This is a genomic window from Vibrio neonatus (assembly GCF_024346975.1).
Lineage (GTDB): Bacteria > Pseudomonadota > Gammaproteobacteria > Enterobacterales > Vibrionaceae > Vibrio > Vibrio neonatus.
Genome location: NZ_AP024886.1, coordinates 823,107 through 838,551, shown reverse-complemented (window position 1 = coordinate 838,551; position 15,445 = coordinate 823,107). Strand labels below are relative to the sequence as shown.

The following is a 15,445-nucleotide window of genomic DNA, read 5'->3' as shown; positions in this document are numbered from 1 at the left end:
CCAATGAATACAGAGCAACTAATTCAAGCTTGTCAGCAAGAGTGGCAAGGTTATATTGAGCATGATTTTGTACATCAGCTTGCTGACGGCACTCTTGAGCATGAAGTGTTTTTACACTACTTAAAGCAAGACTTTTTGTTTTTAGTCCAATACTCAAGAGCGTATGCACTCGCCATTTATAAAGCCAAAAATCTGACTCAGATGCGCAGTGCGTTATCCAGTTTGCATGCACTGCTGGATGCCGAGATTGGTCATCATGTGGATTTTTGTGCGAAATGGGGCATCAGTGAGCAAGAAATGGAAGCGGAAACCGAAGATTTCGGTACGGTCGCTTACACTCGCTACGTACTGGATACTGGTAGCGCCGGCGATCTAACGGATTTGTACACAGCGTTAGCGCCTTGTGCCATCGGTTACGGAGTGATTGGCAAGAACTTGATTGGTCGCGAGAGCACCAAACTAGAAGGCAATCCGTATCGCAGTTGGCTGGAAATGTATTCGGACCAAGACTTTCAGCAATCAGTGGTAGAATGCACCGCTAATCTTGATGATCTTATCAAAGATATTGCGCTTGATAGTGCTCGTGGCAAAGAGCTTATAGAGATATTTAGAACTGCCACTCGTATGGAAATTGCGTTTTGGGAGCAAGGTTACAACGTCCTCAAATAGGTTGTAACGCCATTACATAAGGTGATTAAACAATGGATAAAAATCAAATAGCAGCCAGTTTACAAACTCTGCGTGACAGCAAACCGCTAGTGGTAAACATCACCAACTATGTGGTAATGAACAACACCGCAAACGCCTTGTTGTCTATTGGTGCTTCGCCAATTATGGCGCATTCGGCGCAAGAAATGGCCGAAATGATGAGCTTTGCAGGCAGCTTAGTGATCAATATTGGTACGCTAGACAGTGTATGGATCCCACGGATGTTGTTTGCAGTAGAGCAAGCCAATATCAACGGTAAAACGGTCATTCTTGATCCTGTCGGTTGCGGCGCAAGTACGCTTCGCACCGAAGTGTCGCGTCAAATTGCCGAGCAAGCCGACCAATTGATTATCCGTGGTAACGCCTCAGAAATCATTGCTTTGGCCGGTGAACAAGCGCAATCAAAAGGTGTGGATGCACTGGATAGCAGCGACTCTGCGGTCAACGCCGCCAAGTTCTGCGTTGAGCACTATGGCGCAAACGTGGTGATCTCTGGCGCGAGTGATTATGTCGTGACTAAGCAAGCCACTTATAAGCTCGATAATGGTCATCAAATGATGCCTTATGTAACGGGTATGGGCTGTTCGCACACCGCGATCACGGGTGCATTTGCTGCCATTGGCGAAGTGACAGGTGTTGCCGCTACCGCTATTTTAGGGGTGGCAGGTGAAATCGCCGCTGAGAAATCAGCCGGTCCTGGTTCACTGCAAATGAACTTGTTAGATACCTTGTATCAGCTAGACACAGATACGGTTTTGTCTCGTTTAAAACTGCAAATTGTATAAGGACGCAGCATGAACCCTTATGAACTCTACTTTGTGACCGACGATCACCAAGATCTTGACACCCTGTGCACTGTGGTAAAGCAAGCTATTGCCGGTGGCGTCACTATGGTGCAAATTCGTGAAAAACACGGCGATGTGCGTGCGTTTATCGAGCGTGCCCGCGCGGTAAAAGAGGTGATGGCAGGCAGTGGTGTATCGCTTATTATCAATGATCGCGTTGATGTTGCACTAGCGGTTGATGCCTGCGGAGTTCATTTGGGGCAGTCTGATATGCCGGTAGAATATGCCAGACGTTTACTGGGTAAAGACAAGTTGTTGGGCTTATCGGTGGAAAGCGAGCAGCAACTGCTAGAAGCGCAGTCTTTACCTGTTGATTATCTGGGTGTCAGCGCTATTTTTGCCACGCCAACTAAAACCAACACCATTAAACACTGGGGCTTGGCAGGGCTACAAAGCGCGGTTGAAACGTCAACCAAACCGCTGGTGGCTATTGGCGGCATTAATGAGAGCAATATCCAAAGTGTGGCAAAAACAGGTGTTGATGGTGTCGCACTTGTGTCGGCCATTTCGGCGGCTAGCGATCCTACTTTGGCGAGTCAGCAGTTATTGTCAAAGATGCGCTCAGTATCTTAGTCACTATAAAAATGCAGTCTGGCGTAAAATAAGCTATTCACGAAAAATAAAAAAGAGGGTTGCCCAGTTATACTTGGCAACCCTCTTTGTTTTTGTCCGATTGAGTTTATTCTTGTACGACTTTAATCGGTTTTTTTTGACGGCGTTTGCATTGCGGCACTCTAGGGCAGACTGAGCCTCTTGAGCAGATGAGCCTTGCTCTGTTATCTATGCCGCGTTCAATCCAGTTAATATTTAAAATTCTGCCCACAGTGAGTAGCAACTCTTTAATGTCTTTCGGAATTGGCCCAGTGCCGCCGTTATCTATGCAAGATTGCTTAAGCCTTTGCGCAACATCAATAGCGTTAAACCCTTGTGCGGCGATGGCTGGGTTTAAATCAAGGCCGCTGCATAATACATGCGAGTTGCCGGCAAAATCTTTGACCTTAACGGATTCACAGCAATAAATATGCGGCACATCGTTTTGCATCAAAATGGAGATTTGCGCCACGCTAACATTAAAGTCGGTGTCCTTAGTGGTCATGCGAAAAACCGCCCAGTGCTGACACGGATCTTCGACCATCTTCATGTTTCCCCAAGGCAGAGGTATTCCATTTCCGCGATACACTGCTTTAAGTGTCCCCGGATAATAAGCGTCGAAATAATGCCAGTGAGGGTAGGGTGAGACCGCAGTCATGCGTCGCATTGCAATAGATTCGGAAACGCCTGCGAGCTTGCAAACGCTGATGTCGTAGCCGTTTCTATCAAGCAGTTGGCGAAAAGGCACTCTAGGGCAAAGCAATGCACCGGCAAAGAAAGAACATTCAAAGTCGCGCCATGCGTGTAAAATTTTGGTGGAGTCCAATTCAGCGGAACTGGTAGGCTGATTTTCATCTCTTACGCCGTAGCTTGGCTTGCTATCAGACATGAGCTTACTCTTTTCTCCATCCCCTTGGTGGAGCACTTTATGCCCAATATTTACCGCTAGATCGTATTTAAGGCGGATGGGATCTTTCTTCAAAATGCTATTTACATGCACAATGTTGGGCGCTTCAAAATAGGAGCGAACCACTCGCTGCTTTTTGTCGCCGCTCTCTTCAATCACGCTTTGCGGCAGTTCTTTAAACCACTTTACGTTAAGTCCAACACCAGTGCAGATTTCAAGAAGATCGTCCACAGATAGAGGCATTTTCTTTTGCCCAATTTCTTCAGCGGCGCGCTCTAAATCAGGAAAGTGATTTTGATTGTGCTCTTGGTGTGCGCGAATCAATAGATGGGCAAATTGCCGCCCCGTCGTGCCTGTTTGCGCTAACATTTCTGGGATGGCAATTTGTAAAATCTCATGAGAAAACAAAAAGCTAGGCTCAAGCGCCATGCCTGTTACGCCGCCTCTCGTGCCTTTTTCGGGAACCAGTTCACTTTGTTCGTTAGCATCATCTAAAAACCAATTTATTGGCTTTTGAAACACATCCGCCACCACTTCAAGCATGTCCTCGCTCGGAACACGTTTGCCTCTTTCTATCATCGAAAGATACGACACCGAAGGGGCAGATTCTGGATTTAATTTGACGCACCGTGAGGAAAGATCTTCAAGGGTGAGGTGGTTTCTTTTACGCAGATTACGGATTTTCGTACCGAGAAAATGCGACTGTCTGAACAAACTGGTTTTACTCTTCATTTTTGTAAAATTTACACTGTGTAATTTCTATTGTGAAATTTTAGTGAAACATTGGTTAAAGTAAAAATGTGTAGAGTAAATATTCGACTTCAGTAACAGATTGAATGTTTAGTTTGCAACAGCAGCACGAAAAAAGCGCTTCAAAGCGAAGTTATAGAAACAACGTTGAGTGAAAAAAGCACTTCAATAATGATCACGAGGAATAGAGCCATGAATCTACCAATGACGAAGGAATGCCAGATACAACAAAGCTTTTGCCAATTTGTTAATACTGAAGTGCTGCCACTTGTGGGTTTGAATGTCGAACAGTTTTGGGATGATTTTACACAACTGGTGACTGAGCTAACGCCCATCAATCAAGCATTACTAAACACTCGCACGCAGATGCAACAACAAATCGACACTTTCCATGCCGAGCATCGTTCGTTTAACGCTGAGCAATATCGAAACTTTCTTACTCAAATAGGTTACTTAAAACCTGAGGGTGATGATTTTTCTATCGAAACTACCAACGTAGACCAAGAAATTGCCAGCATCTCAGGCCCGCAACTGGTAGTGCCTATTAAAAACGCACGCTTTGCACTAAATGCTGCTAATGCGCGCTGGGGGAGTTTATACGATGCGCTGTATGGCACAGATGTGATTGCACAAACAGAGCCAGGAATGAAAGCGGGCAAAAAATACAACCCTGCACGTGGCAAACACGTGATTGCATACGCTAAAGATTTTCTAGACAGAGTGTTTACGTTAGACCAAGGATCGCATCACGATGTGGAAAGCTACACCATCTATTTCAATAGCTTGCTCGCACATTTCCCTGATGGGACACACACCGGACTTAAACAGCCATGTCAGTTTGTAGGTGCCAGTGATCCAGAAAGAGAGCCAACCTCAATTCTACTTAAAAACAATGGCTTGCACGTTGAAATTATCATTAACCGTCAAGGGAAAATCGGTAAGCACGATTTAGCACACATTGATGATATCAACATCGAATCAGCGATCTCCACCATCATGGATTTGGAAGACTCGATTGCCGCGGTGGATGGCGAGGACAAAATCGATGCCTATCGTAATTGGTTAGGTTTGATGACAGGTTCATTGAGTGCATCTTTTGAGAAAAACGGCGTAACACAAATCCGCCGCTTAGAAGGGGATAAAAGCTATAACGGCCGCAGCGGTGAAGATTACAACCTGCACGGTCGCTCGCTACTGCTGATTCGCAACGTAGGGCACTTGATGACCAGTGACTTAATCACCCTAGCCAATGGTGAGCAAGCGCCGGAAGGCATTATCGATGCGGTAGTAACGGCCATGATAGGCGCTATCGAAATCAAAAATCCTTCGCAGTGCCGTATGAAAAACAGCCGCACTGGAAGCATTTATATCGTAAAACCAAAAATGCACGGCCCAGAAGAAGTGGCGTTTTCTTGTGAGTTATTTGATCGCGTTGAGCGCATGTTGGGGCTTGAGCCAAACACCATCAAAATCGGCATTATGGATGAAGAGCGTCGTACGTCATTGAACTTAAAAGAGTGTATTCGCGCTGCAAAATCACGCGTGTTCTTTATCAACACTGGCTTTTTAGACCGCACTGGGGATGAAATTCATACCAGCATGCAAGCCGGCCCATTCTTACCTAAGCAAGAGCTTAAACATCAAACTTGGATTGACGCTTACGAGAAAAACAATGTCTCTACCGGTTTAAATACCGGGTTTGCGGGTAAAGCGCAAATTGGTAAAGGCATGTGGGCAATGCCTGATGAAATGGCGCAAATGATGGAGCAAAAAACTGCTCACCTTGAAGCGGGCGCAACTACCGCTTGGGTGCCATCACCAACGGCCGCCACTTTGCACGCTTTGCACTATTTGGAAATAGACGTAAAACAGCAGCAGCAACGTTTGTCTGCCAATAGCGAAGACTACCAGCGTGGCATGTTAAACATTCCCCTTATGGCGCAAGAAAACGAACTAACCGAACAAGACGTGATTCGAGAGCTAGAGAACAACATTCAAGGCATTCTTGGTTATGTCGTGCGCTGGATAGAGATGGGCGTGGGCTGTTCTAAAGTGCCGGATATTAATAACACGGCGTTAATGGAAGACAGAGCGACTTTAAGAATTTCCAGTCAACATATCGCTAACTGGTTAAAACATGGCATTTGTACTTCAAATCAAGTTAACGATGTGCTTGAGCAGATGGCGACCACCGTCGATGCGCAAAACCAAGGTACACCGGGGTACTTACCAATGACGCCAAATACAGACACTAGCTATGCATTTCAATGTGCGAAAGCTTTAATTTTTCAAGGTGCTGAGCAGCCAAATGGCTACACAGAACCACTACTTCATGAGTACCGCCTACAAGCAAAACGATAATTCAACACACAGCCAACTGAATAACTGGAGAGAACCATTATGGATAATTACAAATCAGTAATAGAGACAGCAAAAGGCACCATTGAGCAGCAAGGGCAAACGTGGGCGGCAATCAATCCTGAATATGTCGCGCGCATGAGGCTACAAAATCGCTTTACCTGTGGGTTGGATATCGCACGCTTTACCGCCAAAATCATGCGTGAAGACATGCAAGCTTACGATGAAAATAATGCTAATTACACCCAATCTTTGGGCTGCTGGCATGGCTTCATTGGTCAACAAAAAATGATCTCAGTGAAAAAGCATTTCGAGACCACTCGCGGTCGTTATTTATACCTATCCGGTTGGATGGTGGCGGCCATGCGCTCTGAGCTAGGTCCACTGCCAGATCAATCGATGCACGAGAAAACCTCAGTGCCAATGCTAATCGAAGAGCTGTATACCTTTTTAAAGCAAGCTGATGCTCGCGAGCTTAACCACCTTTATAAAGCGCTCGACAAAGCACGTGCAGAAGGTGACGCTGTCACGGCTCAGTCAGTGCAAAATCAAATCGATAACTTTGAAACTCATGTTGTGCCCATTATTGCGGATATTGATGCAGGCTTCGGTAACGAAGAAGCAACCTATTTGCTAGCGAAGAAAATGATTGAGGCTGGTGCATGTTGTATTCAGATTGAAAATCAGGTGTCTGATGCCAAACAATGTGGTCACCAAGATGGCAAAGTTACGGTTCCACATGAAGACTTTTTAGCGAAAATCAATGCAGTTCGATATGCATTCTTGGAACTTGGTGTAGATGATGGCGTTATCGTTGCCAGAACAGATTCTCTTGGCGCAGGCTTAACTCAGAAAATCCCTGTGAGTCAGAGCGAAGGTGATCTTGCCGATGTGTACAACTCATTCATTGATGGCGAAGAAGTGACTAAACTTGAAGAGCTAGCCAGTGGTGAGATGGTGATCAAGCAAGGCGACAAGTACATCAAGCCAACACGTCTACCGAATGGTCTAGTGCGCTTTAAACCCAATACAGGCGAAGATCGCGTAGTGTTAGATTGCATTACCTCGCTACAAAATGGCGCCGATCTATTATGGATTGAAACAGAAAAACCGCACGTTCAACAAATTGCAGGCATGGTTAACCGAATTCGGGAAGTGATTCCGAATGCCAAACTGGTGTACAACAACAGCCCATCGTTTAACTGGACGCTAAACTTCCGCCAGCAAGTGTTTGATATGTGGCAAGAGCAGGGCATGGATGTGACCGCTTATGAGCGTGAAAAACTGATGAACAGCGTCTACGACGAGTCGGAGTTGGCAAGAGAAGCGGACATCAAAATCCAAAACTTCCAACAAGACGCAGCCCGAGATGCAGGTATCTTCCATCACTTGATCACCCTGCCAACTTATCACACAGCGGCACTGTCTACGGACAATCTAGCTAAAGATTACTTCGGTGAAATGGGCATGTTAGCGTACGTTAAAGGGGTACAACGTAAAGAGATCCGTCAAGGGCTTGCTTCGGTGAAACACCAAGACATGTCTGGCTCGAATATAGGTGATGATCACAAAGAATACTTCTCTGGTGACCAAGCACTGAAAGCATCGGGTGAAAACAACACCATGAATCAGTTTGCTTAGTGTCGAAAAATAATGACGCACATGTAACGAAAGATTAGAAGCTCTGCTCACAACAGAGCTTCTAACTTAATATCTATTACAAGGTTAAAAAGAATCACGGCACTCATGTGCTAACAAACGTGTCCTGCTTCGGCTATTTTCATTTGCTCGGGACAGCCTTTAATAACATTTCTTAGCGCCATCATCGCCGGTTCGCCTAGTACTGAATCCTCCATTTCTATCGCCATAAAGCTGTCGCCTCCCCAAGTGTTTCGGTCAGAACTTGATAGTAGACAGGCCGTATCTAACGGCGTCATCATTTGCATCAGTTGGAATTCATGAGTACATTCTGTACCGATCGATAAGTAAAGTCGACAATGAAATTGACATTTTTTAGTGAATGCTACAAAATATGTATCAGTACGCTATTTTAGGTAGGAGCACCATAGGCAATGGCCGGAAGAAAGAGATCATTTGACAGAGATATAGCACTCGATAAGGCAATGCGCATATTTTGGAACAACGGTTATGCCGCTACATCTGTTGCGAATCTAACCTCAGAACTTGGCATCAATACGCCTAGCTTATATGCCGCTTTTGGCAATAAAGAGCAGCTATTCAAAGAAGTGGTTGCACATTACATCAAACAATACAGTGAGCCGTGTTATCGCCATATCACTGAACCCTCTGATGCACATTTTATAGAAAAACTACGAGCGTGTTTCTATGAGCTGATTCAAAAGTTTTCGGATGCTGATACTCCGTTAGGATGCTTATTAGTAAAAAGCGTGAATGAGTCTGACAGTGTTGCCTTTCCTGAGGAAGCCACGGTGTACATTAAACAATTTGGATTGAAAACCAAAAAGTTGCTCACAACCTTGATTGAATCTGAGGGTGTAATCACTGAGTCTGCGACCGCAGAACTGCAAGCAAAATACTTGTTATCAGTTGTTTATGGCCTCTCTACTCAGGTTCGCGCGGGAGAGTCACAACAGGTTGCAGAATCAGTCATGGACTATGCGCTCAATACGATACCGACTCGCAGCGGTCAGTAGCACAGGCTAACAAGCTGTATAAGCACTATACGAAAAAGCGGGGTGTCCATAGTGGGTTTACCCCCTTTTTTGTATCTTATGATTCAAGATAACGTTGTTCTTGATGATGGGGTAGGTGGGCAATTAAGTTTGATCGTGAATACGTTAAGTTGGCATACCACTAAGCTACGAAATGCCGATTGTTGCGCTTACCTTAAGAGCAGTGCCAAGGTGAAGTCCACTTAAAAATCTATCGTACAATTTACATAATAAAGTCGCGCTGTGCTTGTTCAACAACCAGGATAGATATCAGATGGGCGACATCTATCCTTATTTGTTATAAATCAGGCTGCAGATTGACCTATTGATAACTGTAATAAGTAATGTTCAAGTTCAGAGTTTGTAACAATTTCAAAGTCTGTAAATAGAGCAACCGGTTTTACTGATTTACCGCTACCTTGTTCTAAACGCACGAAACCTTTTTCACTTAATGTCTTCAATGTATTGGAAAGATTTGACTTCGCACGACCGGTTAATTCTGATAATTGAGTCAAACTTTCAGGTCGTTCCGAGTCCATTAAACGTAATAACTCGATATTCTCCGGACAAAGAATCTGTGAGATCGCGTTAATTGATGTATACCAAACCTTAGGTTCATTCTTTTGAGGTGTGTACTTGCCTTGCGCCATAGCCAGCAACCTCATACGAATGAGCTTTTCAGACATAATTCCGATTCTTGCTTTCATATTATTTACCTTCTATTGCAGCAATGGTTCTATCTATACCTTCAAAGAAATCCTGAAGTAATGTGTAACAATCCGAGAATTCATAAAGTGTCCCTTGATCAATTGCTGATTTGTGCAAATGATCATATTCATAACGTTTACCACTGAATTTTTTACCTTTCGGTGGTTTTACAGCATGAGCGTTATCATGCCCAAAAATACGTTTATTAAACTTATTATGTAAAGTTAGATTATAACGAATACCGTGAGGTCGCTCTTTCGTTGGTGGAACAGTCCAAGCCTCAATTTTCCACCAATACCCGTCATCGCGATGAACTTGTTCGCCATGCATACTTAATAGGACGTCAATCTCATCCACATTTCTAACCTCGAACTGATGTTATGACCAGAGTATAACACCAATTTTCTATGGTACGAAACTTGAGTGATTTATAACGTCTTGGTAAGCGGGTTTGTTATGTGTTTGCATATTTAAGCATGCCATTGATTAGTGCCAAGGGGTCTTTATTTTTTATTTTTAGATACTCAGGATCATCTTTGTAGTGGTCAACAAATACCGGACACTATCTTAAGCCGATTTTCGGCAGTAACCGGCGAAACCCCATCATTTGCTTGATGTGGCCTCTGTCGATTGTAATAGTTCATCAGGTAATAGCTGATGTCTTTTTGGGCTTGGTTTTGGTTCATGTAACCAGTTGCCGGAATCCATTCTGTTTTCAGGCTTCTAAATAACCTTTCCATCGGCGCATTGTCCCAACAGTTTCCACGTCGGCTCATGCTTTGAGCCATTCGATATCGCCAGAGTCTTTGACGGAACTTGCGACTCCCGTATTGAACCCCTTGATCTGAGTGGAACATAACACCATCTGGTCGCCCTCGCTGTTCCCAAGCCATATCTAAAGCTTTAGTTGTTAGAGCCGAATCGGGTTTGTTGGATAGAGCCCAGCCAACAACTCGACGGCTATAAAGGTCTAGAACAACTGCCAAATATACCCATCTTGAGCCTGACCAAATATAAGTAATATCACCACACCAAACTTGATTTGGAATGGTTACCGAGAATTCTCTTTTCAACAAATTCGGGATGTCTGGACGTTCTGTTTTAGCCGATTTATATCGATGGGAGCCGGGTTGTTTACTTGCTAAACAGGCCTCATGCATTAACTTCCGTACTTTAAATCGGCCAATTTTGATGCCTTCTGAGCGAAGCATAGACACAATCGTGCGACTTCCAGCAGAGCCACGACTAATGTTAAAAAGCTCTCTTATCCTGCTAGCAAGCCGAACACGATTAGCATCGGGTTTACGCTGTTTAAACTCGTAATAGCAAGATGTAGCTACATCAAAAAGCTCACACAACAACTTGACTGATTCATGCTCCCTTAAGTGATCAATCAACGAGAGCGTTCGAGCTCGTCCGACATTAAGAGAGCTGTGGCCTTTTTTAATATCGACTTTTCCCTCTCAAGTCGATTAATCCGGGCTTCTAATTCTTGGATTTTTATCTGCTCCGAAGTAAGCGCTTTGGCCGTTGGGGTAATACCACCTCGCTCGATCTTAAGCTGTTCGATCCAGCGCCGTAAAACTGTTTCACCAACATCCATTGAGCGTGCTGCTTCGGGAACAGAATAACCTTGATCAAGAACCAAGCATGCTGCATCCATTTTGAACTCAGAAGAAAATGTACGTCGTTGTCGTTTTGTCATTGAACACCTCATTAATTGTGGTGACTTTATCACCTAATTGGGTGTCCGGGATCATTAAACCACTACACTTCTTCATAAAGAGTTTGAGCAGCCGTACGATTACAGACCACTTTAAACCACTCAGTGTATTCGTTAACCGCACGATTAAAGTTTTTTAAAGCTCTGCCATTGAGCGTTGCTGAGTAATCCATAGCTGCTTCATGCTGCTTATGGTATTCAGCGGAAACCATAATTGTTGGATTCTCGCCATTTTCTATTTGTAAGGCGCAACGGCTAAATGCCTTTTTAAGCTCTATGGCAGCATTGTGCCTAGACTGTATTTTACCTCTACGAATAGCTAATGCATGGCCAACATAAGCCCCGAGTAAAAGCCCAATTAACGTTCCTATAGAAAAAGTTCCTAGCTCGAATTCTGGCATTATCATTTATACATAACAGCTTATTAATTAGCAGCAGGATAACCTCCTGCTTTCTTGTAAGTCACGTCGTCAAAATATCACTTGTAAGTGCTTGTTGTAAATGCATTTTATAATAAAAACACAGGTTAAATATGACGATTTAGCAGATGAAAAAGATGCATAAGTGTTTACGAGGTATGCATAGCACTTTTATATATTACGAGCTATTGATAATAATGTGTTCATGTCTAAAAGTTAGTATTGTCGATGCGCCAATAGGCCCTTTTTCATGATATTTGGTTTGGTTAATGGCGGTATAGGTTGTATTTTTAAGGGATATAGAAACTATTTGGCTTCTATATCCCTTAAAAAGGTAATTTATGAATCAAGAGATACGTTATTATCGTTCTTCTGCAAAGTCTTTCATGATGACGTTGTCGGCGTAAGATTTAAATCCAGCTTCTCTTTGTTTTGCAATGGCATCGGGAAATACGTGGAACTCGCCTTTATCCAATGCAGAAAGAATTTCGATTGGTACGATTTGTGGTGACGATGCGATATCACTAAGACCCGTAAGATCCGCCATATCGGTTGCAACCACGCCAGGGTGAACACTCAGAACGCTAACGTTATGAGGTTTAAAATGATCACGCAAACCTTGCGTGACAGAATAAGATGCCGCTTTTGATGTGCAGTATGTGGTCATATTCACATAGTTTTTGATTGAAGCGACTGAGTTTAATTGCACTAATGAACCCTGATTGGCAATCAAGGCCGCTTCAAATGCTTTGGCAACGCGCATTAGTCCGTAGACATTTACTTCCATCTCTTCTTTCAAGGTATCGAGCGCATTGTCGTCCAGAGGAGCCACTGTTGAAATAATTCCTGCGTTATTAATGACAACGTCAACGTCCGTTGCTTTTTTTGCCGCTTCCAGAATAGATGCTTCATCGGTAATATCGACTTGAATTGTCTCTACTTTTTCGCCGTATCGCTCTTCTAAAGCCTTAGTTGAATTTGGATTGCGAACTGCTAAGTACACTTTCTTCGCGCCTTGATCAATAAAGTGCTCAGTAATACACTTACCAATACCTCGGTTTGCACCAGTGATGAACACAACTTTATTTGAAATGTTGAATGACATAAGCTTTTACCTTGTTTTATTACGTTGAGATAGCGAAGTAATTAGTCGTTAACTTTAGTTTCTAGCATGAAATCGAGTTGGAAATCTGAGATCACTTGGTCTTGAAGTGGTTGGAAGAAATCGTTGATTTTATCCACGTTGTTCACCAGACCAATCGCTGTGCGTGTTGGGCGTGTGCCGTGTTCCATATCCACCAAGTTTAGATACACATCTACCACATTTTGCGGATCGGTTTTTGGATCTTCTAAGCCTTGGCCAACAGAGTTAATCATGTTGTCGATGGTGGCTTTAAGCTGTGGGTTTTCAGCGACCACTTGAGTGTGTGCTTCTGGTTTAAATGAGCCGCCCAAATTAGTTGATGATGGGCCTGGCTCAACAATTACCACCTCAATACCACTTGGAGCTAATTCAAATTTTAGGCTCTGAGAGTAAGCTTCTACCGCTGCTTTACTTGCGCTGTAGGTGCCAGTAAATGGCCATGAAACGCGACCAATAACAGAGGTCGTATTGATGATTAGGCCTTTACCTGCTTTACGCATATGTGGCGCAACGGCTTGAACTGAGCGGATAACACCGTAGAAGTTGGTATCCATTAGTTGTTGTGCTTGCTCAACACTGAATGCTTCAGTTATACCCATGTGCATGATGCCCGCGTTGTTGATCAGTACATCAATCGCACTCTCTTTTTGCATGATTTGTGCAATCGCTGTGTTTACAGACTCATCACTAAGAACGTCCATCTCAACTACAACAATGTTTTCTGAGTATGATTCTAGTTCATTTTTCACTGCTTGATTCTTGCCGTCTGCGTTGCGCATCGCGGCGTAAACTTTGTGTCCTTTATCGGCAAATTGTTTTGCTGCCATTTTACCAAAGCCACTGCTGCTGCCTGTAATTACGACTGTTTTCATGTTGCTACGTGTTTGGATTGCGGTTTCTTTAGTCATTGTTATTTCCTGCATATTCTGTCGATCTTAGTAAGAGAACTTGTTTGATTAATATTCTGTAGTGTTCGCTACTGAATTGGATGCGCGCATTCTGTATTGATCGCTAAACATTGTCAATAGCAAACGTCATATATTTTTTAGTGATCGATAAAAAATAAACGTGCTTTGCTTTGTCAGAAAGTTAAAAGGTAATGAGATGGCTAAGTACATGTCCTTGGTTTCTTAGATTTATTTGCAGTTTTTAGCACAGCAAAAAGACGAAGGGACTGCATTTGAATGTGTTATTAGTTGTTGAGAGTTCTGAACCCGTTATTGTGTGTAGCCTTGGTATCTTTGTTTAACGGGGTTTTGACAGGGAGTTTTGAGCTTAGCTGCTCCACTTACAAGAAAGTTGGCTGCTAATTTGGGCAATACTTCAAAATTTTAACTTAATACCTAATACGCTGCGGAATTCCAGAACCTGTTACCAGAACAAAGCGTTTTTATACTAAGACATTGCAGTACGCCCATAATCAATAACATGGCGCTACCCAACATTTAGCATCTTTCATACCATCGTTGGGCTTTGTATCTTGATTTTTTGAATGTGATTTACTTGCACTTATGTAGTGCTGAGCAAGTTATTTTTATTCTGTGACTGTCAGCACTATTTTTCCGACATGTTTCTTCTCTTGAAACTCAGTCTGGGCTTGTGAAATTGCTTCAAGAGGAAAAGTTTTGGCCACGAGTGGTTTTATCTTACCTTGTTCAATGAGGCTCACTAAGTTGCAAAAAACCTCCGGTTCTAGAACAGTACAACCAAAGAAGCTTAAATCCTTTAAGTAGAGTGTGCGTACATCAAGCTCAACTAATGCTCCGCCGATTGCACCGGAAACGGCATAACGACCTTTAGGCCGCAACACGTCAAAAAATTGAGGCCATTGTTCACCCGCCACAAGATCAATAACAACATCTACACTGTTTGTGCCTAGAGTCTCACCGAGGTTTTCATTTCGATTAACCACAGTATTTGCGCCAAGCCCTAATACCAAATCATGTTTACTAGCACTTGTGATCGCTATAACCGTTGCGCCACGTGCTTTTGCAAGCTGAATGGCTGCAGAACCCACGCCTCCAGATGCTCCAGATATTAAGACGCGATCACCTTTAACGACTTGAGCGCGCGTTAACAGGTTTTCTGCGGTAGAGTAGGAGCATGGGAAAGAAGCCAGTTCGATGTCAGTGAGATCTGAGTCGATCTTATAAGCGTGCTTTGCAGACACCACGGTATACTCAGCAAAACCACCATCGCACTCCGAACCTAAATACCATGCAGGGGAAACACTTTCACCGTTCACGTCACTTAAACAGGGTTCAACTAACACTCGTTCTCCAATACGAATGTTATCAACGCAATCGCCTACCGCAACGATCTCTCCACAGACATCAGCGCCTTGGATTCTGGGCAAATTTAATGCATTTCCACCCCAACTAGCATCGTCTTTACTGTGGTCACTTTTCGAGTACCAACCAATACGGGTGTTAATATCGGTGTTGTTTACAGCAGCGGCTGATACACGAATCAACACCTCGTGATCTTTTGGCGTTGGGACAGGAATATCTTGGCGATATTCCAACATATCAGGTCCACCATGACCATTAAGTAGTATCGCTTTCATTGTGTCCGGTATAGCGGTTGGTATTGTTGTCAT

The 15,445-nt window shown here is 43.6% G+C and carries 15 protein-coding genes; 6 read left to right on the top strand and 9 right to left on the bottom strand.

Going from position 1 to position 15,445, the window contains the following annotated elements:
- Window positions 1-3: 3 nt before the first annotated feature.
- The 3 genes from tenA to thiE are packed head-to-tail and all read left to right on the top strand — an operon-like array spanning window position 4 to window position 2,126.
- Window positions 4-669 carry a thiaminase II gene (gene tenA, locus OCU38_RS16050; protein WP_261824489.1) on the top strand — a complete coding sequence of 222 codons (666 nt, stop codon included), beginning with the start codon at window positions 4-6 and terminating at the stop codon, window positions 667-669.
- 32 nt (window positions 670-701) lie between these two features.
- Window positions 702-1,493, top strand: a complete 792-nt coding sequence (gene thiM / locus OCU38_RS16045; RefSeq protein ID WP_152819981.1) for a hydroxyethylthiazole kinase — start codon at window positions 702-704, stop codon at window positions 1,491-1,493.
- 9 nt (window positions 1,494-1,502) lie between these two features.
- Entirely contained in the window at window positions 1,503-2,126 is a 624-nt protein-coding gene (gene thiE, locus OCU38_RS16040; protein ID WP_152819980.1) for a thiamine phosphate synthase, read from the top strand.
- Between the two features lie 106 nt (window positions 2,127-2,232).
- On the opposite strand, the gene OCU38_RS16035 is transcribed toward thiE, so the two are convergent.
- Window positions 2,233-3,783 carry a DUF3612 domain-containing protein gene (locus OCU38_RS16035; protein WP_152819979.1) on the bottom strand — a complete coding sequence of 517 codons (1,551 nt, stop codon included), beginning with the start codon at window positions 3,781-3,783 and terminating at the stop codon, window positions 2,233-2,235.
- Window positions 3,784-3,993: 210 nt separating this feature from the next.
- Here OCU38_RS16035 and OCU38_RS16030 point away from each other — a divergent pair, with 210 nt between their 5' ends.
- Together OCU38_RS16030 and OCU38_RS16025 are read left to right on the top strand one after the other, a co-directional pair.
- Window positions 3,994-6,162 (top strand): malate synthase G, encoded by a 2,169-nt coding sequence (locus OCU38_RS16030; protein WP_152819978.1) that lies wholly within the window; start codon window positions 3,994-3,996, stop codon window positions 6,160-6,162.
- 39 nt (window positions 6,163-6,201) lie between these two features.
- Window positions 6,202-7,800 carry an isocitrate lyase gene (locus tag OCU38_RS16025; protein ID WP_023403996.1) on the top strand — a complete coding sequence of 533 codons (1,599 nt, stop codon included), beginning with the start codon at window positions 6,202-6,204 and terminating at the stop codon, window positions 7,798-7,800.
- 110 nt (window positions 7,801-7,910) lie between these two features.
- Here OCU38_RS16025 and OCU38_RS16020 read toward each other — a convergent pair whose 3' ends face one another.
- On the bottom strand, window positions 7,911-8,099 hold the full coding sequence (locus tag OCU38_RS16020; RefSeq protein WP_152819977.1) for a hypothetical protein: 189 nt from the start codon (window positions 8,097-8,099) through the stop codon (window positions 7,911-7,913).
- A gap of 183 nt (window positions 8,100-8,282) precedes the next feature.
- Here OCU38_RS16020 and OCU38_RS16015 point away from each other — a divergent pair, with 183 nt between their 5' ends.
- Window positions 8,283-8,834, top strand: coding sequence for a TetR/AcrR family transcriptional regulator (locus OCU38_RS16015; RefSeq protein ID WP_261824488.1), 552 nt, complete (start codon window positions 8,283-8,285; stop codon window positions 8,832-8,834).
- Between the two features lie 323 nt (window positions 8,835-9,157).
- Here OCU38_RS16015 and OCU38_RS16010 read toward each other — a convergent pair whose 3' ends face one another.
- The 7 genes from OCU38_RS16010 to OCU38_RS15980 all read right to left on the bottom strand — a co-directional run bounded on the left by OCU38_RS16010 (window position 9,158) and on the right by OCU38_RS15980 (window position 15,436).
- Entirely contained in the window at window positions 9,158-9,559 is a 402-nt protein-coding gene (locus OCU38_RS16010; protein WP_152819975.1) for an HVO_A0114 family putative DNA-binding protein, read from the bottom strand.
- Window position 9,560: 1 nt separating this feature from the next.
- Window positions 9,561-9,917 (bottom strand): DUF6516 family protein, encoded by a 357-nt coding sequence (locus OCU38_RS16005; RefSeq protein ID WP_216643768.1) that lies wholly within the window; start codon window positions 9,915-9,917, stop codon window positions 9,561-9,563.
- Window positions 9,918-10,105: 188 nt separating this feature from the next.
- Window positions 10,106-11,265, bottom strand: a protein-coding gene (locus OCU38_RS16000) for an IS3 family transposase (RefSeq protein ID WP_261824123.1) whose coding sequence is annotated in 2 segments (ribosomal slippage) — window positions 10,106-11,007 and window positions 11,007-11,265 — 1,161 coding nt in all. Because the reading frame shifts where the segments join, the coding sequence is not laid out codon by codon here.
- Between the two features lie 62 nt (window positions 11,266-11,327).
- A complete protein-coding gene (locus OCU38_RS15995) occupies window positions 11,328-11,684 on the bottom strand; it encodes a hypothetical protein (protein ID WP_261824487.1) in 357 nt (118 codons plus the stop codon).
- A 379-nt stretch (window positions 11,685-12,063) separates the two neighbouring features.
- Complete coding sequence (locus OCU38_RS15990) at window positions 12,064-12,807, bottom strand: SDR family oxidoreductase (RefSeq protein ID WP_152819973.1); 744 nt, start codon at window positions 12,805-12,807, stop codon at window positions 12,064-12,066.
- 41 nt (window positions 12,808-12,848) lie between these two features.
- On the bottom strand, window positions 12,849-13,754 hold the full coding sequence (locus tag OCU38_RS15985) for an SDR family oxidoreductase (protein WP_172972789.1): 906 nt from the start codon (window positions 13,752-13,754) through the stop codon (window positions 12,849-12,851).
- A 626-nt stretch (window positions 13,755-14,380) separates the two neighbouring features.
- Window positions 14,381-15,436: an alcohol dehydrogenase family protein gene (locus tag OCU38_RS15980; RefSeq protein WP_261824972.1), complete on the bottom strand. Its 1,056-nt coding sequence runs from the start codon at window positions 15,434-15,436 to the stop codon at window positions 14,381-14,383.
- Between the last annotated feature and the right edge of the window lie 9 nt (window positions 15,437-15,445).